General features: G+C 49.0%; 20 protein-coding genes, 1 tRNA gene and 4 pseudogenes. 5 read left to right on the plus strand and 20 right to left on the minus strand.

What is annotated here, in order from left to right; translation table 11 throughout:
• The first annotated feature begins 5 nt into the window (after positions 1 to 5).
• From I6N93_RS10275 to I6N93_RS10290, 4 genes and pseudogenes are all read left to right on the plus strand, one after another.
• Positions 6 to 81 (plus strand) — tRNA-Asn (locus I6N93_RS10275).
• Positions 82 to 246: 165 nt separating this feature from the next.
• Positions 247 to 1,500 (plus strand): tyrosine-type recombinase/integrase, encoded by a 1,254-nt coding sequence (locus I6N93_RS10280; protein ID WP_085684915.1) that lies wholly within the window; start codon positions 247 to 249, stop codon positions 1,498 to 1,500.
• A gap of 239 nt (positions 1,501 to 1,739) precedes the next feature.
• Positions 1,740 to 2,190: pseudogene (locus I6N93_RS17245) on the plus strand (transposase); the annotation flags it as partial.
• Between the two features lie 122 nt (positions 2,191 to 2,312).
• Positions 2,313 to 2,546: an IS3 family transposase gene (locus tag I6N93_RS10290; protein WP_176222512.1), complete on the plus strand. Its 234-nt coding sequence runs from the start codon at positions 2,313 to 2,315 to the stop codon at positions 2,544 to 2,546.
• A gap of 270 nt (positions 2,547 to 2,816) precedes the next feature.
• Here the strand turns inward: I6N93_RS10290 and I6N93_RS10295 are convergent, their stop codons facing one another.
• From I6N93_RS10295 to I6N93_RS10375, 18 genes and pseudogenes are all read right to left on the minus strand, one after another.
• Positions 2,817 to 3,116: a PAAR domain-containing protein gene (locus tag I6N93_RS10295; RefSeq protein ID WP_085684917.1), complete on the minus strand. Its 300-nt coding sequence runs from the start codon at positions 3,114 to 3,116 to the stop codon at positions 2,817 to 2,819.
• Positions 3,117 to 3,124: 8 nt separating this feature from the next.
• On the minus strand, positions 3,125 to 3,889 hold the full coding sequence (locus tag I6N93_RS10300) for a cell division cycle protein 123 family protein (protein WP_085684919.1): 765 nt from the start codon (positions 3,887 to 3,889) through the stop codon (positions 3,125 to 3,127).
• 46 nt (positions 3,890 to 3,935) lie between these two features.
• On the minus strand, positions 3,936 to 4,460 hold the full coding sequence (locus I6N93_RS10305) for an SMI1/KNR4 family protein (RefSeq protein WP_085684921.1): 525 nt from the start codon (positions 4,458 to 4,460) through the stop codon (positions 3,936 to 3,938).
• Between the two features lies 1 nt (position 4,461).
• On the minus strand, positions 4,462 to 5,427 hold the full coding sequence (locus tag I6N93_RS10310) for an HNH endonuclease (RefSeq protein WP_085684923.1): 966 nt from the start codon (positions 5,425 to 5,427) through the stop codon (positions 4,462 to 4,464).
• Positions 5,428 to 5,454: 27 nt separating this feature from the next.
• Positions 5,455 to 5,841, minus strand: coding sequence for a hypothetical protein (locus tag I6N93_RS10315; RefSeq protein ID WP_085684925.1), 387 nt, complete (start codon positions 5,839 to 5,841; stop codon positions 5,455 to 5,457).
• Positions 5,828 to 6,439, minus strand: a complete 612-nt coding sequence (locus tag I6N93_RS10320; protein ID WP_085684927.1) for a DUF4123 domain-containing protein — start codon at positions 6,437 to 6,439, stop codon at positions 5,828 to 5,830. Before I6N93_RS10320 ends, I6N93_RS10315 begins: the two co-directional genes overlap by 14 nt.
• Before the next feature lie 11 nt (positions 6,440 to 6,450).
• Positions 6,451 to 8,760, minus strand: coding sequence for a type VI secretion system Vgr family protein (locus I6N93_RS10325; RefSeq protein WP_085684929.1), 2,310 nt, complete (start codon positions 8,758 to 8,760; stop codon positions 6,451 to 6,453).
• 161 nt (positions 8,761 to 8,921) lie between these two features.
• Positions 8,922 to 9,440, minus strand: a complete 519-nt coding sequence (locus tag I6N93_RS10330; protein ID WP_085684932.1) for an Hcp family type VI secretion system effector — start codon at positions 9,438 to 9,440, stop codon at positions 8,922 to 8,924.
• 381 nt (positions 9,441 to 9,821) lie between these two features.
• Entirely contained in the window at positions 9,822 to 10,085 is a 264-nt protein-coding gene (locus I6N93_RS10335) for a Y-family DNA polymerase (RefSeq protein WP_085684935.1), read from the minus strand.
• Positions 10,086 to 10,723: 638 nt separating this feature from the next.
• Entirely contained in the window at positions 10,724 to 11,107 is a 384-nt protein-coding gene (locus I6N93_RS10340; protein WP_197669152.1) for an L-asparaginase family protein, read from the minus strand.
• A gap of 95 nt (positions 11,108 to 11,202) precedes the next feature.
• Positions 11,203 to 11,320, minus strand: a pseudogene (locus I6N93_RS17250) (helix-turn-helix domain-containing protein); the annotation flags it as partial.
• Between the two features lie 515 nt (positions 11,321 to 11,835).
• Positions 11,836 to 13,374: a carbohydrate porin gene (locus I6N93_RS10345; protein ID WP_037035667.1), complete on the minus strand. Its 1,539-nt coding sequence runs from the start codon at positions 13,372 to 13,374 to the stop codon at positions 11,836 to 11,838.
• Positions 13,375 to 13,525: 151 nt separating this feature from the next.
• Positions 13,526 to 14,554, minus strand: coding sequence for a Gfo/Idh/MocA family oxidoreductase (locus tag I6N93_RS10350; protein ID WP_085684938.1), 1,029 nt, complete (start codon positions 14,552 to 14,554; stop codon positions 13,526 to 13,528).
• A 4-nt stretch (positions 14,555 to 14,558) separates the two neighbouring features.
• Positions 14,559 to 15,524: a Gfo/Idh/MocA family protein gene (locus I6N93_RS10355; protein ID WP_085684941.1), complete on the minus strand. Its 966-nt coding sequence runs from the start codon at positions 15,522 to 15,524 to the stop codon at positions 14,559 to 14,561.
• A gap of 64 nt (positions 15,525 to 15,588) precedes the next feature.
• Positions 15,589 to 16,989, minus strand: coding sequence for a glycoside hydrolase family 1 protein (locus I6N93_RS10360; protein ID WP_085684944.1), 1,401 nt, complete (start codon positions 16,987 to 16,989; stop codon positions 15,589 to 15,591).
• 21 nt (positions 16,990 to 17,010) lie between these two features.
• On the minus strand, positions 17,011 to 17,319 hold the full coding sequence (locus I6N93_RS10365) for a PTS lactose/cellobiose transporter subunit IIA (RefSeq protein ID WP_085684947.1): 309 nt from the start codon (positions 17,317 to 17,319) through the stop codon (positions 17,011 to 17,013).
• A 40-nt stretch (positions 17,320 to 17,359) separates the two neighbouring features.
• Entirely contained in the window at positions 17,360 to 18,652 is a 1,293-nt protein-coding gene (locus I6N93_RS10370; protein WP_085684950.1) for a PTS sugar transporter subunit IIC, read from the minus strand.
• 17 nt (positions 18,653 to 18,669) lie between these two features.
• Entirely contained in the window at positions 18,670 to 18,999 is a 330-nt protein-coding gene (locus tag I6N93_RS10375) for a PTS sugar transporter subunit IIB (RefSeq protein WP_085684953.1), read from the minus strand.
• A 469-nt stretch (positions 19,000 to 19,468) separates the two neighbouring features.
• On the opposite strand from I6N93_RS10375, the gene I6N93_RS10380 reads away from it, so the two are divergent.
• A complete protein-coding gene (locus I6N93_RS10380) occupies positions 19,469 to 20,242 on the plus strand; it encodes a DeoR/GlpR family DNA-binding transcription regulator (protein WP_085684955.1) in 774 nt (257 codons plus the stop codon).
• A gap of 39 nt (positions 20,243 to 20,281) precedes the next feature.
• Here the strand turns inward: I6N93_RS10380 and I6N93_RS10385 are convergent.
• Positions 20,282 to 20,467, minus strand: a pseudogene (locus I6N93_RS10385) (IS3 family transposase); the annotation flags it as partial.
• Between the two features lie 22 nt (positions 20,468 to 20,489).
• A pseudogene (locus I6N93_RS10390) lies at positions 20,490 to 21,545 on the minus strand (IS110 family RNA-guided transposase); the annotation flags it as partial.
• Positions 21,546 to 21,612: the final 67 nt, after the last annotated feature.

Consider the following 21,612-nt stretch of genomic DNA (forward strand, 5'->3'; position numbering starts at 1 on the left):
ACGATTCCTCTGTAGTTCAGTCGGTAGAACGGCGGACTGTTAATCCGTATGTCACTGGTTCGAGTCCAGTCAGAGGAGCCAGATTTTAGTTTCATGACTTCCCTATAAGTCCTGAAGCGTTTAAAAAACAAGAATTTATCTTTACCCGGCTGTCCTGAGAAGGACCGCCGGGTTTCTTGACATCCATAGTTTGTGGGGGCTTAATCGGGGGCCTCACGGTTCGTTGAGAAAATGGAGCCCCCCGCTATGGCATTAACCGATACCACTATCCGCAAGATCAAACCCGCCGATAAATCCTTCAAACTGGCAGACAGTTCAGGACTGTACCTGCTGATCAAACCCAACGGCTCAAAACTCTGGTACATGAAGTACCGCATCTATGGCAGAGAGAAAAAGCTGGCCTTTGGTCCCTACCCGGATGTTTCCCTGTTTAAGGCGCGTCAGCTACGCGATGCCGCACGCGCTAAAGTGCGTGAAGGGTCCGATCCTGCCGCTGATAAGAAGATCGCGCAGCAGAAAAAGAAAAACGGGCTGACATTTCGCCAAATAGCCATGAACTGGCACGTCGATCACAGGCGCTGGTCTGCGCATTACGCAAAAACCATCCAGCGCAGGCTGGAAATGTATGTTTTCCCGGATATCGGAGACAGCCTTATCGATCAGATCACGACGGCGGATCTGTTATTCACGTTACGCAAGGTCGAGAGCAAAGGCTTTCTGGAAATCACCGCACGGCTAAAAAACTACGTAACGGAGATCATGCGCTATGCGGTGAAAAAGCAGTTAATCAAGTCGAACCCGGCGCTGGATCTGGACGGTGAGTTTACGCCGCCGGAAACCAATCATTACCCTGCCCTGCCGCTTGAGAAGCTGCCTGAATTGTTATCCCGGACGGATAGTTACTCCGGCAGGTTACTGACCCAATATGCCCTTAAGCTGTCGCTGCTTTTTTTCGTCCGCTCCAGCGAACTGCGCTTTGCCCGCTGGTGTGAAATCGACTGGCAGCAGAAATTATGGATAATCCCGGAAACGCGGGAACCGATCGAAAACGTGCGTTTTTCTTACCGTGGCACAAAAATGAAAACACAGCACATCGTTCCTTTATCTGAACAGGCCATCGCGATCTTAAGGCAAATTGAACCGCTTTCCGGTCATCTGGCGTTTATTTTTCCCGGCGAATACGATCAGGATAAATGCATGAGCGACAACACCGTTAACAAGGCGCTGCGCGTGATGGGCTACGACACCAAAAAAGACGTCTGCGGCCACGGCTTCCGGGCGATGGCATGTGCTGCGCTGAGTGAGTCGGGATTGTGGACGAAAGAAGCGATTGAAAAACAAATGAGCCATCAGGAAAGAAACAGCGTTCGTGCTGCCTATATTCACAAGGCTGAATATCTGGAAGAGAGGATCAAGATGATGCAGTGGTGGGCGGATTATCTTGATGCTTGCCGGGAAACTTACCATCCGCCTTATATTTGGGGTAAATGGGTCGCCTAAACCCGCGATGAAATAATCAACGGATAAAACGAAAGCAGATCCAGACAACTCATGATCTGCTTTTTCTACCTCTGATAAGTGTTGGTTTTATATCTTTAGGCAGTTTCCTATCAATAAAGGAAATTTTTGAAAAGAAACCTATCATCATGATGATAATGAAAAATCTGCGCCAGAACCAAATTCGAGAGTGTTAGAAGTTCTGTGTCATTCCAGTAATATATTCATAAAAAGAATGATACATATCCCAACCTTTCGATTTCGACAAAGCGCTGAAAGCGCTCCAGTCTGGTCAGGCTCTGACCGGGAAAGACGGCATCTTAACGCCGTTAATCAAACAGTTAACCGAAGCGGCGCTGGCCGCTGAACTCGACTCCCATCTGGCTCAGGATGTTGAAGCTAGTCGGAAAAATGGCTCCGGCAAGAAAACCGCCAAAGCCACTGCCGGCTCTTTTGAACTGGCCACGCTGCGTGACCGCATCGGCACTTTCGAGCCTCAACTCGTCAAAAAGCATCAGACCACCCTGTCGGACGAGATTGAGCAGAAGATTATCCGTCTGTTCGCCCTCGGTATAAGTTACGGCCGACATCAGCCGAGAAATCGAAGACCTGTATGCTTTCAGCGTCTCCAACGCCACTATCAGCGCCGTGACAGACAAGGTCACTCCCGAACTCAAACAGTGGCAACAGCGCCTATCCGGGCCTTGAGGCTGGCGGTCAATAAACGACGGCCAGCAGGTCCGGTCGTGTTCTATAGCGATCAATGTGCGCAGTATACCAGTACACAGTTCCAGTTCTGCCAACAGGAACTTGATGTGACGGGCAGTATGAGCCGCAAGGGTAACTGTCTGGATAATGCCATTACGGAGAGGTTCTTCCGCAGTCTGAAAGCAGAGAGAGTTAACTACCGTCGCTATGAAACCCGAAGTCAGGGCATTGCAGACGTTATCGATTATATCGACAATTTTTATAATCTAAAGCGTCGGCATTACAGGCTGGGAAATATATCGCCGGATGAATATGAACGCCGATTACAACAATGTGCCTAAATCAGTGTCCGGTTTTATTTGATCGTTACAGTCATCCATACGCAGACCTGAAAAACGGATTTAGCGATATCGATACCAACAACTCTGATCGTGTTCATGTGATGCTCCCGGAGTAAGTACCATTCTAAAAGTATGGCACTGGTACTTTAGGAAGGGACGTCCATCACATCATTACATATCGCGCTTATGCTCTCAGTGCATAACATAGCAGCAGACACCTTATCACTCTTCTTTTAGATTTTTATTTATTCCAGGATAAATTGAAAACATTCAATCAGATGTCACCGTTGGCCACCCTTGTACGACTTTGCCGCCGTGAGCGCAACCGTCCCCCATCCTGACCACCGGTTTGCCTTCTATGGTGAAGATGGATGAACCCGAAACCAGACCATCCGGCATCCCTACACCCGTACACAGCGCTTTTCCGCCCACTACGGCGACAGGAACACCATTGATAGTGACAATCGATTGTCCGGCATTGATAATTGGACCGCCGACATGCGGCACCGGACCCGGTTCAACTTTAGGGCAAATATGCATATGCCCCAGTATTGCCACAGGCTTCCCCATACAACCTCCTATAATAAATAAGGTCTCTTCCGTCTTTCTGCTTGCGCATCGTCAATGCTTTGATTGACACGAATACGACCATTAAAGTCGCCACCATTTACCCAGGAAAAAAGACAAGCATCTGTCCGCTGAATAAACGGATTAAGCTCAATCAGTGTCGTAGTAAATTTCCCATCCAGATAATCAATGGCAACGTCTGCAACGACGGAATCGAGATGCAATACAGGCAAGAGTTTTTGCAAAAACATAATCAGTTGAAGGCGTATTTCATTTTCCTTTTCTTTTAGAAATGGAAAGTATTCCAGACAATGATATTGAGAAATACCAATGACTTTAGCATCCCGAATGAAACATCTGAACTCACCCCAGCGCGGAATATCGCGCCATTCCCTCAGGAACAACCAAACAGGTGTTGACGATTGCAGACAATCCCAAAGATAGGATGCGACGCGGCGACTAGATACCGACAATTGTTTTACTACTCCATCAACCGTATCCAATCTATAAAGGGAAGCATCATGGTAGCTTACTCCCCCAAATCGCACAAAAGCAGGCTTATTTAACACTGACAAAGCATATTTGATATCCTCATGTAATTGCGAAGAAAAACGTGTTTTTTCCACCAATCCTCTGCTATTCATGAATTCATCAGTGTTGGTTCCAATCGCAATAATATCTCGTTCATGAAGTTCGATCCCCTCACTCTGGAATGATAAAGCCAACAGTTTTTTCGGCCAGCTTTCAATAAATGCCTTCTTATACTCAGAGTACATATACAATCGGCCTTGACATCCATAAAGGAATTTAATATACCAAAAACTATAGTTCTTCTTCTACAGCAGGAGTATGAAGGAACTCTTTTAGTGAGCGACCCAACAACCCCAGTCCCTCACCCACTATCAGATTATCGATATAATATCGCCAATGAAATACATGCCTATAAGTAGGAGAGTTAGCTCTTACATCATAAATAATATAAGCGTCTCCATCATCATCATAATCTGAGCCAATAGCGATAAGGCCAACAGGCAATAAAGAACGATTATCGTATATCGATTCTTTTAAAAGATTAGTGGAACTGATCACCTGTTCCATTGGGAATAAAATAACCATTAGTGCCTTTCTGGTTCTTTCATTATATCTTACTAAAAAATGATCCAACTCATCTATTGGACCGCATGCCTGATTGCCGACCAGTCGAATATAATCCTTGTATTCATCTGGAAAATGAATTTGCAGCTTTTCCTCTGCGCCTCTAATAATTTTATCGAACGTTGTAGCATCAAGAACCAAATCAGAGTAGTCCGTTTCCCATTTAGCCAAGTCTTCTTTCTGTATTTTCATACTAAAAATCCTCACTACGCCACATCGAATCACCACCCACATGCGGTGTTCCACTATTTACACTGCCTGTTTCACTATTTTTATAAGCGGTGTGAATATTCTTATCAACCAAACTCATTGTAACTCCATCAGGTTCATGGTGCCATGTACCCAGCCTTTCCTGGTCTTTAGGTAGTTTTTCTCCATATTTTTCTGAGAAGGCTTTTCTTGCTGAACTAAAATCGCTTCCATTACCCTTCATGTCAATTTCAACTTGGTACGGCTTACCTGCATCTCCTATGGTTTTTCCATCTTTCAATGGCGGAAAACCTGAAAAATCTGGATGCCCGTCCTTGAAAGGGATCCCCTCTTTCCCATGCTTCTGAACCACTTCATAAAGACTTTTGTTCTTTTCAGGATCGGGCTTATATATTCCCGTACCCGGCGGACAAGGTTTTCCATCTTTATCTACCCAGGTTCCTTTTTCTGACGATGGAAGACGGCCAGGATCCATAGATTTGTCGTTTTCAAATTTTTCACGAGCCAGCTTTTTGCATTCTTCTGTTTTGCACTTTCCAAGCTCGTTGTCCAATTTTTCCTTTTTTCTCCTGGCTATCAATTCGTTCCAGTATTTTTTTGCATTTTTACGCGTTGCTGCAAATACTTTCGTATTCAGCGCAGCTTTGGCCTTAGATAAGGCTTCCGTCACTTTTTCAACTTTTGCCGCTATTTTCCCTGCTTTCGCAGCATCACCCGCTATCGGGATAAGTCCCAATACATCCAGTGCGGCGCCACTCCAATCGCCTTTGAAAAGCGAACGCCCCAATGACGCCACATCTGCCGCCGTACCAAACGGTGGCGGTGCGGCTCCAGCGGCTGCCAAGCCACCATCAATAATAAGCTCACTGTATTGAGACTCCATTTCAAGCACTTTCTTGCGATCAGCTTCAATTTCAGGACTCTCACTCCTTGCTCTGATATTCGCCATATTATTCTCCCTGTCGTCTCACCGGCTTCACTCCGGGAACCAGTAATTCGGATGACTCTGCATCAGCGCATCAACCCCCTGCTCTTCGCTGACCTCGGTAAACAGCGCGTCAAGCCGTTCATCTTCGCCCCGCGCTGTATCCGCAAGGATTTGCTTAAAACCATCAAACTCAAAGAAGTTCGACCCAACGCCCCACATGAAATACAAAAATTTCGCCTGATTGGTCGGTTTATGGATATGGAACTTTTTCGCTATCTCCCGGCCATTCAGCGTCATCGTATACAGGGTGTCCGGTTTATGCCCTTGCTTGTGCTCCGGCAGGGTTTCCTCCATCACTTCATCCACAAACCACCGGGAAAAGTCTTTATCGCTCATCAGATGCGATTCCATTTGCAGGTCATCAAAGTGCCACATGTTCAGTGCTCTCCTCCTGGTTTGGGGTAACCGGCAATGCCAGCGTAGTTACATGTAATCCGCGGGCATCATGGGTGAAATGCATCAACTGCGCCGGCTCATCGGTGGTTTCCGTATAGACGGCATAAAGCGGGGCAAAAAAGTCAGACTGCTGTTCCGGCGTCAACTGTGGAATAAACTGGTTGAATGTCTTCGGCTGGTAAAAACGGAAAAAGTAGGTTTTGCCATGATTGATGACTTTGGTGAATTTCTTGAAATGCCTGACCAGCGGTATCAACGGCAGCGTGCTGCGCACAATGATGCCCCATTGCCGCATATAACCGTCCGCCAGCCACCAGTCCAGCACATCACTGTGCGCATTAATCTGCACCAGATAAGGCGCCACGTGGCCGAGATTATCCAGTACCGACACATCAAACAGCGAACGATAAGCTGGCGAAAAACCCGCCAGACAGATGGCGATATCCGGGCTGGCCGCCGCGTTCAGCAACAGATAGGTGTGAAGGGGTTTTTCGTGCTCATCCACGAGAGTGGATGCGGGAGTGAATACCGTCTGTTTCAGACCATCACTCACCGCGTCATAAGGATTCTCCAACATACAGCCCCCGTCTATTTTTTCTTGTACGGACATTCTTCAGAGAACGGCTTGTCGCTGCTCAGCGCCGCCGCCTGCTCTGCTGCACCGCCGGACATATCAATGGACGGCGCTTTCAGTTTGATGCTCTTCGCCTGAATGGTCACACCGCTGTCATCGATGGTAATGGTGCCGCCCGGTCCGCCAATCACCATTTTTTCTTTGGCGTAAAGCGTATGCTTTTTGGTACGGGAGAAGATGGCACTTTTGCTCTCGATGTCATATTTATCGCCAACCAGCAGTTTCAGCACCTGACCGACAGACAACGTCTGGGTATGACCGACCAGCGTGTTTTTATACAGGCCAACCTGTTCGGTACTGGCGATACCGGTGGTATCCGAACGAAACTTCTCGACGACCGTATTAAAAATGCCGGAGCCGGGCATCAGGCTGGAAAGCAGTCCGGCCAGCGAGGTGCCTTTCGATACCATATCCAGCCCGGCTTTGGATTTGAATCCGCCCGCGTCGGTAAAGGACTTTCCCGCGGTCAGCGACATCGTTTCCGCCGCTGCGCCAACTTTATTGATATCATCGGCAAACTGCTCTACACCCGGCTCGCCCACTTTGGCTGATTCTTTCTTCATGAATTTACCGCTGTTGGCTATCAGGCTGAACAAGCCGCCCAGCAGTCCGAGTCCTTGTCCGCCCACGGTCAGATTCATGTTGCCGCCGACCCGGTGCTGGTGATGCTTTCCAATTTCCGTATTCTGATTTTCGCCGATACTCTCCACCACGCTGGAATCCACACGTTTGGTCATGTCGTGCAATATCTTGACCGACATATCTTTCTGGGCGTGGAGATGAATATTTTCCCGACCGGATCCATCCTCAAAAGAGAGTTCATTGAAACCGCTGCCCTGATGGGTGTTGGAACGCAACACCATCTTGGTTTTATGCTCCGGCAGCGGATACGGCACCGGATTAGTCGCATGAAACGTCCGCCCGGTCACTATCGGCTGGTCCGGATCGCCTTCAAGGAAACTTACTATCACCTCATGCCCGATGCGCGGGATGGCTATCATGCCGTACTGACCGCCCGCCCAGCCCTGGCTCACCCGCACCCAGCACGAGCTCTGGTCGTCGCTTGCGCCGTAGCGGTCCCACGGGAACTGTAGCTTCACCCGGCCATATTCATCGCAGTAGATTTCTTCTCCCGCCGGGCCCACCACGGTGGCAATTTGCGGACCGTCCACCATCGGCTTGTGCGGCATCAACGCCCGCCACGTTGTTTTGCCTTTCACCACGCTGAAACTGTTGCTCAGCGTCGTCGGCTCGCCCCCGCTTTCCTCTTCCAGCGCCTGCGGCTGTTGCCCTACGTGCGTTACCCCGACTATCTGCCACGCGATATTCAGCGCCGCGTTCGGATGCTCCGTCAATGAAAACGCCTTGCCCGGCATCAGCCCCGCGCAGTTCGATTCCCCTTCGCCCGTCACCGCCCCGGCGCGCAGCGCATCCAGACGGTAGCCGCTGAACGCTTTTCCGCTCGGGTCCTGTTTGAAACGCCCCGGATAGTCATAGTGCTGGTAGCTCTCTCGCTGATGCTCAAGCTCGCTGCCCGTCTTCTGATGCGACAAGCCGTAGGCCGGGGTCTTGAAGCTGTAGTCCTTCAGTTCCACTTCCGCCGTGCTCACCCGCTCCGCATAGTGGAAACGCCTGACATACGCCCCTTCCGACAGCCCCTGCGTCGCCAGGTTGAAGAACAGGTCCGGCCCTTTGCCCAGCGCCCCCGCGTCATCCGCAAACACCAGCCGGTGTTTGCCTTCCTCGTATTCGTGGAAGTAATACAGCCCCTCTTCCGATGCCAGCCGGTTGATAAACGCCAGGTCGCTTTCCCGGTACTGCACGCAGTATTCCCGCTGCGCATGCTCGTGGCGCAGCGCGAACGCGTAATCCGTGATGCCCGCCTCGTCCAGCAGCGTGGCGATAATCTCTTCCGGCTTCTGCGCCTGAAAGATACGCGCGTTGCTGCGCAGCCCCAGCCGCCACAGCGCCGGACGCACCTCCGCCTGATAACGCGTGCGCCGAAAACCGGTATCGCCCTGAGTGAAGCCGCTGACGATGCCGCTCACCCGGCGTTGCAGTTCCCCCTCGTACCACACCAGCAGTTCGCATGGCTGGTCCAGCACCGCGCCGAAATCAATATCCGGCTGCGCGCTCGCCAGACTCAGCGACAAACTGAATGGCCGGTTCAGCCCCTCGTCCAGCCTGAAATCCACCACCGCGAACGTGCCCGCCGGCAACGCGCCGAGCGTTACGGTGAACTGTAATCCTGTGCTGTTTGCCACCTTGTTCCTCCTCCCTCTGCCACGGCTACCGCACGCCCCGTTACCGCCCGGTGCGACATGCAATTATCTGATGAAAAAATGAAACCGCTGTGTTGCGGTCTGAGTCCGCTCACACCGCAGCACAGCAAAAAACCCGGCACGCCGGCCGGGTTGAACAGGGATTACGCTTCGACCGGCGCGCGCCAGTCGTCGGAGCCGGACGTCCCGGCGACGGTGTGCTCCCAGTCGATTTTGCGGTAGGCCAGCGACACCTGAATCAGCTGGGTGTAGTCCAGTTTGGACGGGTCCTGGCAGTGCGGCATCTGGCAGTCGATGTCCACGATGGTGGCGTCGGTCAGCGTGGTGGAGAAGAAGTGCTCCTGCTTGCCTTCGACAGAGGTGCGGTACCACTTCAGGGTGACGGTCGGCAGCATTTCGCCGGAGGCCAGGGCGTTGTACATCAGCGGCACCGCTTTGTTCAGCGCCACGGTGAATTTGAAGGGTTTGTGGATGCGCTGGCCGGAAGGCTGGCCGGACTGCGGGTCGGTGGGGACGGTGACGACGTGGTTGAATTCCTGTACCAGCATTTCGTCTTCGTGGCCCTGCACGTAGATGTTGCCGACAGAGTCGGAGGTGAAGGCGCCGGCAGTGATATTGCCCTGAGTTTTTCCTTCGATGCTGATATAGCATGGGGTTGGCATGGTCTTGCTCCTTGTTTATTGAACATGTATTTGACTTCACTTGTTCGTATAGCAAAGCGCATGCCATTTTTTATGTTGCTGTTTTTAAATGAAAATCGCCTAACTCAAATTTTCCCTAAGTCAAATTTGAGCAAAAAATTGCGCAGACTTACTGAATCGTTTGCAAACATTGCGCAAAAAGTGATTTATGCTGGGAAGTGAGCAAGAAGTTGCGCAGATTTTGCATTTATTCTGAAAGTTTTAGTTAGGATTATGGCAACCATGTCTGTTTGCGAGTTATCACCTATCAATATAGCGAAAACACGCGTAAAGACTTGGTTAATTATTATATGACTAATTATTACCATTATTATTTTAGCTAAACCAGGGAGCGGAACATATTTAGTCTAGTGGTATATGTCTTTGGCAAAATCTATCGGCAAGATCCTCTCCGACTTTGTTGAATAAGCCGAGCCTTTGACGAACAATACCTCCGATGTGCATAAAAACTTCACCAATAGAATAAATCTCCAGTGCCGGCGCCATCGTTTCCAGCGTCGCCATTACCCGGCCAGACATGTCTGCATACAACGCATGATTTGAACTGAATACCTGTACGCCGTATCGTCTCTGAACGGTTTCTATCTTGAAGAATGGAGTCCCCATGTCAATACTAACGCTGTGGCTTCACGATTATGAGCGATAACGCAGCCATCATTGCATCTGAATGATCTTAACAGTTATCATTAGATAATATATTGATTAATATTGATATTTTACTGCTGGTATATTTCCATGTTTTGGGGCTAAGTGATATGCTTGAGTTAATACTTTTTTGAGTCGAATCGTAAGCGTTTAGGTAAGTCATATTGGCGAAATGTGAATGGCTTACCTCCTATCCGTGGGTGGGAGCATGGCATGCAGATACCTAAGGCGAGCCCCCGGCCCACACAGTCTTGGTACCGTCACGCATTTCTTTCAACTCAGTCGCTTGTTAGATGGCGTGGATGAGGGTTACAGGGCAAATTACGGCAAATTCGTGCGAACTCTGACGTCCAGGTCTGTCTGTACTCCGTGCTCTACCTCAATAGGTCGATAGCACTCGGTATACAAGAGCCTTGAGATGCTGCAAAAGGAGGAAGAAAAGACGTTTAGACGGCTATCAATGGGCCTTGACTGAGCACCTTGCCGGATTAGATGCAACTAGTCATCCTTGAGAGTGCTGGAACCTCGCCAGGCACCTGTAGGAATCTGGCGAGGGAGATGCTACTAGGTCAATAAGCCTTGAATTCTACCTATTAATCTTAGTATTTATAGAGGATTTCTTTCACAACTTTTGGGTCATTGGTTTGAGTCAAAGCCAATGCTGTCAGAAGACGCGCTTTTACTGGCGGTTGATCGTCCACAACTATAAAGCCATTTTTGGTATCACCATCGTAAGAAGCGCCACGATAGAGCGACCCAGTGCCGGTACGAGAGCTACGAACCAAAATAGTTTTACCGGAAACCTTTGAAAGGTCAGGTAGCAGTGCATCAGAAACGTTTCCATTGCCCATTCCTGCGATCACGATAGCCTTAGCGCCAGCCTTCACAAAGGCATCGATGGCCGTCATATCGCTGTTCGTGTATTGGTATGCGATATCTACGCGCGGCAGCTTATCGATGTTTTTGATGTCAAACTGCTCCACTTTCTTACCAGAAAAAACATTCAAGCATGTGGCACTGGAGTGGCATAAAAACAACCGAACCTGGTCAGGTTAGGGTTACTTTTCTTATAAGGATGTTACTGCAAGATTAGCGTTGCGAGATCTTCATCGGCAGCATAAAAACGCTTCCGTCACATTCAGCACCGTAGCAAAACGGCAGACCAGACCAAAATCCGGCGAACTGATTTCCTTTTCTTTCGTACCCGAAACACCCGACCGGCCCAACGGCCAGGGTCACCGAACAGAACACCATGAACCCTCACCCCACGACACCCCGGGCGTTGTTTGGAGTGGCATTTGAGCGTCAGCCTCGCCTAGCATCCGCTGGGCCTGTAGGTAGCCTGGCTCACCGAGTTCGAGCTGTTTCTATGTGCCGTACTCGCTCACCGCTACCAATACTTGCCCAATTCTGGCGACATGGCTCATACCGCCGAGCAAGCGAGCGCCGGCGTGTAGGATAATTCCAGTTCTCCAAAGCGATGTGACAAATCCTATGTAATTCTGCCGCTCCATCGCCCCCGGCCACCCAGTCTTGATAAAGTGCAATCCTAGGCTGCCCTTATTATTGGTGGGCCATAATTTTTTAATCTACCTATATTGGCATGCAGGAATCCAGGTTCAGAATGAGACAGGATTCCTGCATGGGTAGTCTAATAACCAATCCGTAATTTAAGATCAAGAATAATAGGTAGTGTGGTGCCAATTGCGATTTACCACCACACTTCTGCCTGTGCCCCGACGGTAAACTGATCTTTCTTATCGTCGTTAAAGGTGAACTGGGTTATCTCATTATCAAATGTTTTCAGGTAAGTGGCGAAGAAACGGATCTCCGGACGCGAGGTCAGCATGCTTGTGCCCACTTTGAAGGTGTGGAACAACGTCGTCTTCAGGCCCGACTCATGGTACGTCTCGCCGCCCGCTTTATTGCGCTGATCGAACCAGCCCAGTTCAACCCCCGTCTGATTAAAGGTGTCCCAGATATACGCCGGACGCACCACCGCACGGACGGAGTTGAAGTCGGTGTGGGCACCGGTGTAATAATCATAGATATCATTGCCAGCGGCATACACCAGGGCATGGGCCATGATCACGTTTGGCAACAGGTAGTTTTCCCCTTCGGAGAGTAAGCGCCAGGCCGTGCCGTTAGTGTGTTCTCCGTAATACTGCCCGTTATAGCCATACAGCGCGCTGGAGTCGGTCACCAGACCCATGCCGCTGGCGATCGAGTTGTTTGCCATCTGGGCAGTCACATAGGTAAACCCGCCGTTCTGCCAGTTTTGCGTCAACCGCGCCCCGGCATGCCAGGCATCTTTCACACTGTAATACGTGCCGTTGTTTTCATTGTGCTTATTCAGGTCGGTTTTGTTAGCAGCAGAGTAGCGACCAAACAGATCCAACGTGGCTCTATCCCATAGGGGTATTGCTGTGTAGCGGGCATCTAGCGTGTTGGTGTTGATTTGTTGAGTCTGGCTGACGCTGCTGTCGACCGCATGGGCATCAAGGTCTTCACGCACCAGCGCCACGTTGACCTTGCCTGGCCCCAGTTGCCAGTTTTCCAGCCCAATCCCGGCAGCTGAGTCCGATTTGTGGTATTTGAAGTCGAGCATCTGGATCTCAAACTTTGGCAACGTATGTTTTCCCACCCAGAAATCGGCCTCCGGGGCAAAAGGCAAAAAGCCCCGCGTGGTCAGATAGATATCGGAAAATTGCAGCAGGTTGTCAGAGGTGCTGTCAAACCAGCCCGCGCTGTATTGTCCGTCGACGTTGCCGTCGAGCATCACAACCGCTTTCGCCGTTTTATTGCCATCGCGGTAAACCCGCTGCGAAAATTCAAGATCATACCAGGAACTGTTTTCCTGGCCAAAACGCCCCAGAGAACCAATGGCGTAGGATTTTGCCGAGCCCCGGTTTCCCACCGCATATCCCGAGCGGAAATAGCCGGAATAATTAAAGCCGATATCGTCTTTCACATATTTACTAATATCGGCCAGAGTCATCGACGAAGCAGAATCGACTTTTTCTGGCGTCGCCGGGTTGGCAGAAATAACTTCCAACGGTGGCATTAGCGATTCATATTTTTTAAGCTGCGCTTTGGTGGCATCTAATTCCTTCATATTGGAGGAGAGCTTATTTTCGAGAAGTGCAACACGCTCTTCCAGGGTTAGCGGTGCTGCATACAGCGTATTCGCCACCAATAAATAGCAGGCACTTAATGTCACGGAGCAGAGTACGGGTATATTAATGTTCATATCGATCCTATAATTAATTTTTATTAAGTTATCCTTTAACAACAGGCGTGATGAGGTGCACAGGTGACATCACCCATAACGGTCGGTCTTATTATAAAAATAGGGTTGCATTGTTTTATATTAACAATACAACCCTATGGTACGATGCGTTTTACTTCAGGCCAGTGATACCCGCTTGCAGTAAATTAATTTGCAGCAGGGTTTCATCATCTTTCACCAGTTTTTCTTTGCCGTTAATAATTGTCTCATAGAGGGCATCATAATAGCGGGCATAATCACCTTGTTCAGTGACAACTTTTTCTTCGTGATATATACCTGCGTCATCCATCCAGGTCAGCACACCATAATCTTCCGGAGTGTCGTGACCAAAATCGGCGTTATCAGGCATATAAAAGAGCTTGAGGTGATGTTCCTGCTTATCCTTACTGTGTTTGATAAACATCCCTTTCTTGCCGTAAGCCACAAAACTCGGACGCTCTTTGATACGGAAATAGCTCGATTTTACCGAGACTTTTAATGCACCGTAGAACATATCCACATCGAAGTAATCGTTCATACGCCCTTCGCCTAACAGCTGGCGCACGTCGTAGTTAACATGGTCCGGCGCACCAAAGTATGAAATCACCTGGTCGAGGGTGTGGCAACCGTGCCCATACAGGTAGGAGTTAATGGCACTGAATTCGTTGACCGACTCCGGGATGTAAGGGCGGTAATAGTCATAGTGCATTTCCACTTCGAGTAAATCACCGAGCTTGCCCGATTCAATCACCTTCTGGGTGGTCAAAAAATCGCTGTCGAAACGGCGATTCTGATAACACTGCACCATTAATCCTTTTTCTTTAGCCAGGTTATATAAGGTTTCGGCCTCTTCACGTGTATGAGTAAAGGGTTTTTCTACCACGCAGTGTTTTCCGGCCTGTAAAACCTTCAGCGCAAACTCATAATGCAAGGCGGCCGGGGTGCTAACCACCACTACCTGTATTTCCGGGTCACCCAATAGCACATCCAGATTATTGGTATAGGTGATGTTAGGTAATTTATCCCAACCATCACGATTTGCCGTGGCGGAATAAATGGTTTTGGTGGTTATTTTATCTGCGCGAGACAGAATAAACGGCAAGTGATAGCGATTAGCACTTTTGCCATTGCCGATAAAACCAAGAATTAATTTCGTTATCACTGTTTCACTCCACAATCAGCTGTTTTTTACCCGTTTCAATCATCTGAGCCGCCAGGGTGCTTACGTCAAGCTGGCGTGCAGCAGTCTCATAATCCAGGGTGTCGATAATGCGAATAAAGGCGAGGAATTCATAAAGCAAGCGATGCTCACGACGGTCAAACGCAAATTGCGCGCTGTCACCGTTATTCAGTGCCATCTCGAAACCTGTCATCTGGTTGACCGGCAGCGTGATTTGCATGTTCCCCTTATCTCCCTGAATCAACGAGGTGGTCGGCGCTTGACAATCTTTAGCGCCAATACAGACGCATTTGAAATCACCATAATCGAGTACCATCATCCCGCTGGTATCAATATTGTTATGCATATTGGCGAAGTAATTAACCGCTTGCGGCTCACCAAACAATCCGGCGACAAAATGGAGGTTGTAGACATTAATGTCCATTAGCGCCCCACCGCCTTTTTTGACATCAAAAGCCGGGTGCACAATGCCCGCCATAAAGTCATCATAACGCGATGAGTATTGGCTGTAGTTCAGAGTCACCAGCTTGATTTTTCCAATACGGGACAGCTGCGACTGAAGCGATAAATAGGCCGGAAGGTAATGAATATTCATCGCTTCCAGCATGATAACGTTTTGTCCTGCTGCCAGATTCTTTAGCGTGTTCAGTTCTTCCACGCTGGTGGTAATCGGTTTTTCAATAATAACGTGCTTACCTTTTTGCAGCGCCTGGCTGGCAAACGGGAAATGCAAATGGTTTGGTAATGCCACGTAAATTGTGTCGACATCGCTGTCCAGCATGGCCTGATAATCAAAATAAGTATCATCAATGTGGTAACGGGCTGCCAGCTCGCGCGTTTCCTCTTCCGTTTGTGGCGTGCCTAAAATCGCCAGACCGCTAAAAGGCAGTTTGTGAACCGTCGAAAGCAAATCTTTAACGATCATGCCGGTGCCAAGAATGCCTAATTTCATGTTCCACCTCGTCGTGCCACCCGCCGCAATGCAGGTGGCATTGTTTTAAATCACACCTGAATACTTACAGATCTGCGCCGTTGGAATGGATAACGTTCTGATACCAATAAAACGATTTTTTCTTGTAGCGAGCCAGTGAACCTTTACCATCGTCATTGCGATCGACGTAAATAAACCCGTAACGTTTAGAAAGTTGTGCGGTGGACGCGCTGACCAGATCGATACACCCCCAGGTGGTATATCCCATTACCGGCACACCGTCCTTAATGGCTTCATGCACCTGTTCCAGATGTTCACGCAAATACTGGATGCGGTAATCGTCATTGACCGTAGGTTCACCCACGCCATCGGTAATTAATACATCTTTCGCGCCCAGACCGTTCTCCACAATAAACAGTGGGAGCTGATAGCGGTCATAGTATTTGTTTAAGATGTAGCGCAACCCTTGTGGATCAATTTGCCAGCCCCACTCACTGGCGGCTAAATGCGGATTTTTCACCCCACCCATCAAATTTCCGGTAGCTCCATCCACGTTAGTTTGCACAGTTTCGCAGGTACTAAAGTAATAACTGAATGAGAGGAAATCGACGGTATGCGTCAGGATCTGCACATCCTCTTCTTCCATCTGCAGATCAATGTTTTGCTCGCGGAAATAACGCTGCATATAGCCAGGGTAATTTCCGCGAACGTGCACATCCGCAAAGAAATCATTCCGGTGATCGGCATGCATGCAGGCGATGACGTCATCCGGGTTTGGCGTCAGCGGGTAAATGGGCAGGCTTAATACCATGCAGCCAAATTTCGCCTGCGGCATGATTTCCCGGCCAATCTTCGTAGCCAGTGCGCTAGCTACCAATTCGTGGTGCACTGCCTGATAGAGATCCTGTTGGCTCAGTTCATTCTTAGGCGTGAAAATACCGCCGCTCATCAGGGGATGATGCAGCACGGAGTTAATTTCATTGAAGGTCAGCCAGTATTTCACCTTGTGCTGATAACGTGTAAATACCGTGGTGGCGTAGCGGGTATAAAAACCGATCATCGCCCGGTTTGCCCATCCGTTATATTCTTTGGTCAGATGCAGTGGTGTTTCGTAATGCGAAAGAGTGACTAACGGCTCAATGCCGTATTTATGGCACTCATCGAAAAGCGCATCATAAAAAGCTAGGCCAGCTTCATTTGGCGTTTGTTCATCGCCGTAGGGAAAGATCCGTGACCAGGCAATCGAGGTGCGAAAAACCTTAAAACCCATTTCCGCAAAGAATTTAATGTCCTCTTTATAACGATGATAAAAATCGATCCCTGCAAGCTTTAGGTTATTGTCCGTTGGCTGCTCCGTCATCGGCCCCATCACCCCTTGCGGAGTAACATCCTGAATACTCGGCCCTTTACCATCGATATTCCAGGCGCCTTCGCATTGGTTAGCCGCAACCGCGCCACCCCACAAAAAATCACGAGGAAATGTCATTATTTACTCCAGTAAAAAAGGTTAACGCTGTAGCTGGCGCTGTAAGTCGATGATTTCCGCAATCAATTCGCGGGCCAGCATTGAGGTCATGATGTGGTCCTGCGCGTGCACCAGCACCAGATTGACCTGCACTTTGCCGCAGCCTTCGTCCAAACCGATCAGCATAGTCTGGACATCGTGGGCGCGTTTCGACGCCTCAGTGGAAGCAGCAAGTTTTTCATCAACCAGCTCCCACTCACCGCGTTTGGCGGCACGCAGGGCTTCCATCGCATAGCTGCGCGATTCTCCGGCGTTGATAATCAACTCCATGACCGTTGATTCCATATCCATGTTTTGTCTCCACTCAATAAAAGAAGGCGGAATGGACGGCTTATGCCGTGGCCATTTCCTGCTCACGTTCTTGCTCAAGAAGCTGCTTTTCATAAATTTTGAAGAAAGGCAGGTAGATGAAGATGTCGATAACAATCAGCGCGATAACCAGCAACGTATTGTTCATGACCCAGCCTGCACCCCACGCAGCGCCAACCGGTGCGGGCGTGGTCCAGGGAACCAGAGAGATGACTTTGGCAATCAGACCACTGGTGGTGGCAAACCAGGCAATGATTGCGTTCACCACCGGGGCGATGATGAAAGGAATAAATAGCACCGGATTCATCACCACCGGGCTACCAAAGATGACTGGTTCGTTGATGTTGAAGCAGACCGGTACCACCGACAGCTTGCCGATGGCTCGGAGGTGTACCGCTTTACTGCGCATGTAGAGGATAACCAGCGCCAGCGTGGCACCCGAACCACCGAGGTTGATAAAGAAGGCCCAAAACGCCTCCGCAAAGATATGTGGGATGGGCAAACCGTTGGCCAGCGCCGTCTGGTTAAGTCCAAGATTAATTAAGTAGAATGGTTGCAGGATGCCGCCGACAATCGCCCCGCCGTTGATGCCAGAGAACCACAAAACCTGGCAGAGTAAGACAGCAATCAGCACCGCTGGCAGAGAGTCCGCCGCAGAAATCAGCGGGGTAAAGCCGGTCATGATTATTTCAGGTAACAGCATGCCGAACTGGTGTTGTAACACCACGTTCAACGGGTAGATGGTGCAGATAATGACAATCGCCGGGATCAAAAGGTTGAATGAGTGGCGAATTTTATCCGGCACTTGTTCTGGCAGCTTGATACCAATGTTGTATAGCTTCAGAATGCGGACCAACTCAACACAGAAAATCCCCACCAGAATCGCGGTAAAAATCCCCGATCCGCCGAGGAAGGCCGCCGGCAGCGAACCCTCTTTGTAGGGAGAAGTGATCAGGAGGAAGGTCATCAGCGACAGCATGGCGCAAGAGAACGCATCCAGCTTGTACGTTTGTGCCAGGTTGTAAGCTATCCCTGCACTGATATAGCAAGCCATAATCCCCATCGTCATATGAAAGGGGGTCATGATTTCGTTGAAATACTGCTGGGAAACGGATAACCAAAGTTTGCCAATAAAGAAGGTGGTATCCGGTGCAAAAGGCGGAAACGCAAAAATAAGTAAAAAAGAACCCACGATCATAAAAGGCATCGCACCAATAAAACCGTCGCGAACCGCCATAATATGACGCTGAGTTCCGGCAACGGCGGCAACGGGCGTAATTTTATTTTCAATAAAATTAAAAAATGCGTTCGACATGATATTACCCTGTAAAATTATTGCACCGGGTTAGTTTGAGAATCCTGAATCATCTTCAGAGCATCATTAAGGATTTTCTCACCTTTAAGCATGCCGTAATCCATATTGCTGATGATGGCTATCGGCTTTCCTTCACGTTGAGCAATTGCCTTAAACTCTTCGAATTTATATTTGATTTGCGGCCCCATCAGACAGCAATCAAAATGCGAGATGGTCGATTCAAACTCTTCCATCGCCACAGCAATAATTTCAGCCTCAATACCTTTGGCATTGGCAGCCTGCTTCATTTTATTCACCACAATGCTGGTTGACATACCGGCAGCGCAGCAAAGAAAAATTTTTTTCATTTTCAGCCCTCTCTATAAAAATAGTGTGTAACTCTGGTTCGGCATTTCATTCGGTCACGTACCATAGACTGGTGGCTATCGTTCGCCTGGTCATTTCGTACCTGGAATGAAATCTGCCAGAAAGTGTTCTTTTCATTTGACGGGGGCATGCTCTCAGTACTGGTCACAGGATTCCGTGACCCTAATCTCAAAAAGAATCACATCACTTACAAATCATTACATATATGTGGCAAGCATCACTAAATTTTAAGCACACAGATTACTTTTCATACAAAAAATGGATGTAAATTTATTTTAACAGGTAACTCAGTAAGTGTTTTTAAGTGTTTGAAAGTGTTTGAAAGTTAACGACAAGGAGTAAGTTCTCCTTCCATGGGGACGTACCCGGTCGGTCATGGAGCCGTGTACGCAAGCCGCGTTTTCAGCTAACATGGCCTGGCTGTCCTCACTCAGAAGATTGGAAGACGTAATGACGCAAGAAGAACGCTTGATCGAGTTAGAGGAATTAATAAAAAATCAGGGTAAAGTGACTCTCGATTACATCTGTCAGCAGTATAATATTTCATCGGATTCTGCACGTCGGGATTTAATCAAACTGACACAACTTCCGCATATATTGCGTATTCGCGGTGGAGCTATTCTGGCAGAAAAGCGTGTCGAATTACCTTATGTTCAGCGTGCACAATACAGTGCGGAAAAAACATTACTTTCTGCCTGGGCGGCGAAAACCATTAATGAAAAAGAGATCCTGTTTATTGATGCCGGTACGACATCTGCCGCCCTCGCCCGCCAGCTTCCGTCACCGGTTAGTGTCATTACCAACTCCATTGAAGTGTTGGGCGAGATCATTGGAAATAAAGGGATTAGTATTTCAGTATTGGGTGGTAATTTTGATGACTATTCTCACGCAATATTAGGTAATACCGCCCTGGAGCAAATTAATCGCTATTATGCGGACAAAGCATTTATTGGCGTCAGTGCATTGTCGGAAAGTGGCATCACCACAGATACAGAACTTGATGCACTGCAAAAAGTCGCCATGGCGAAACAGTCAAAAAAAGTGATTTGTATTGCAACCTTCGCCAAATTTAATCTACAACTGATGTATCAATCCTGCAGCTGGTCGGATATCGACCATATCATCACGGATAAAACGCCACCAAAAAACATCCTCAAGCTGATCGAAGAGAACGATGTTGAATTGGTAGTAGTGGATACCAAAAAAATAGATGCTGATGAGTAAGTAATGGACTGACCCCACATCAGCAGACACATTCTGTCCTCACGGCGAGGCCTGTTCGAAGGCCTGCGGGCTGATGCCCCCCAGGTGGCTGTGACGCCGGGCCCGGTTGTAGAACACTTCAATGTTATCGGAGATATCGGCGCGGGCCAGAGCGCGGGTTTTATATATACGCTTTCTGATACGCTCTTTTTTCAGCGAACTGAAGAACGACTCTGCTACGGCATTGACGCTCCTCTGTCAAGATCGGGCGATTGGCATAGGCGAGGTCCGATAAAATCAACGGATAGAGTTCACGGACGATGTCACGTTCTAGGCATCTTAGTATCTCTTTGGTCGATAGCCCTTCACGAGTTCGTCTGTCGACATAGGTTCTTGTGCGCGGATCACTTCGCATACGCACAAGGGCTATGGTCCACAGAGCATTGTTTGCTTCACGTGAGCCGCCACGGTTTAATCTGTGCCTGACTGTTTTTCCTGATGATGCTGGTAACGGATTTACGCCACAGAGCGATGCCAGGGCCGCTTCATTTTTTAAACGTTCGGGGTTATCGCCTGCAACTGCCAGCAGCGTTGCAGCTGTATGTGGACCTACACCAAACTGACTACGAAGGTTACTGGCATATTTGCGGGTCAGTTTATCGAGTGATTCGTCCAGTTCATTCAGCTCTTCAGTCAGGGCCATCCACCGCTTCGCGAGGCTTCGAAGCGTGCTGCACAGGGCTATACGCAATGGAGAGTGCTCTGACACTTCGCTGTTAATGCAGGCGGCTATGCACTCATGTGGTTTCGATTTCCAGAGTTTGTCGCGAACATCCTGCGGTGCACTAACCAGCAACGCACGAAGCTGATTAATCGCCTGCGTGCGGGCTTTGACTGCACTACGCCGGGCAACGCTAATAATCCGAAGAGCTTCACACGCGCCGGACTGCATTTTTGGTATGGCCTTGCTACTCCCCGATAGCACCGTACGGGCGGCATTCTCTGCATCCAGTGGATCTGATTTCCCTTCAAGACGACGTTTTGAGCGATTTGGCCGGTTAACTTCAACCACATAAATGCCATTCTTAATGAGATAACGTGTTAATGCAGCACCATAGGTTCCGGTTCCTTCGATACCTGCTCGTTCGAGTCCCCCAAAAGAACGTGCCCAATCAAGTAGTTCCAGATAGCCCGCTTGATTTGTTTGAATAATGAGAGCTCCAAGCAGTCTACCTGCTTGGCTGATAACAGCACCGACATGAATATCAAGGCGTGTATCGACACCCAGGATCACGCTTTCAGAAGATTGATGGTCATTTTGCATGGTTTGCCCCCAGCGATTGGTAGCACAACCATCCCCATCGCAGGACAGGACACTCGGGATGCAGCAC

Origin of the sequence: Lonsdalea populi (assembly GCF_015999465.1) — a bacterium.
Lineage (GTDB): Bacteria > Pseudomonadota > Gammaproteobacteria > Enterobacterales > Enterobacteriaceae > Lonsdalea > Lonsdalea populi.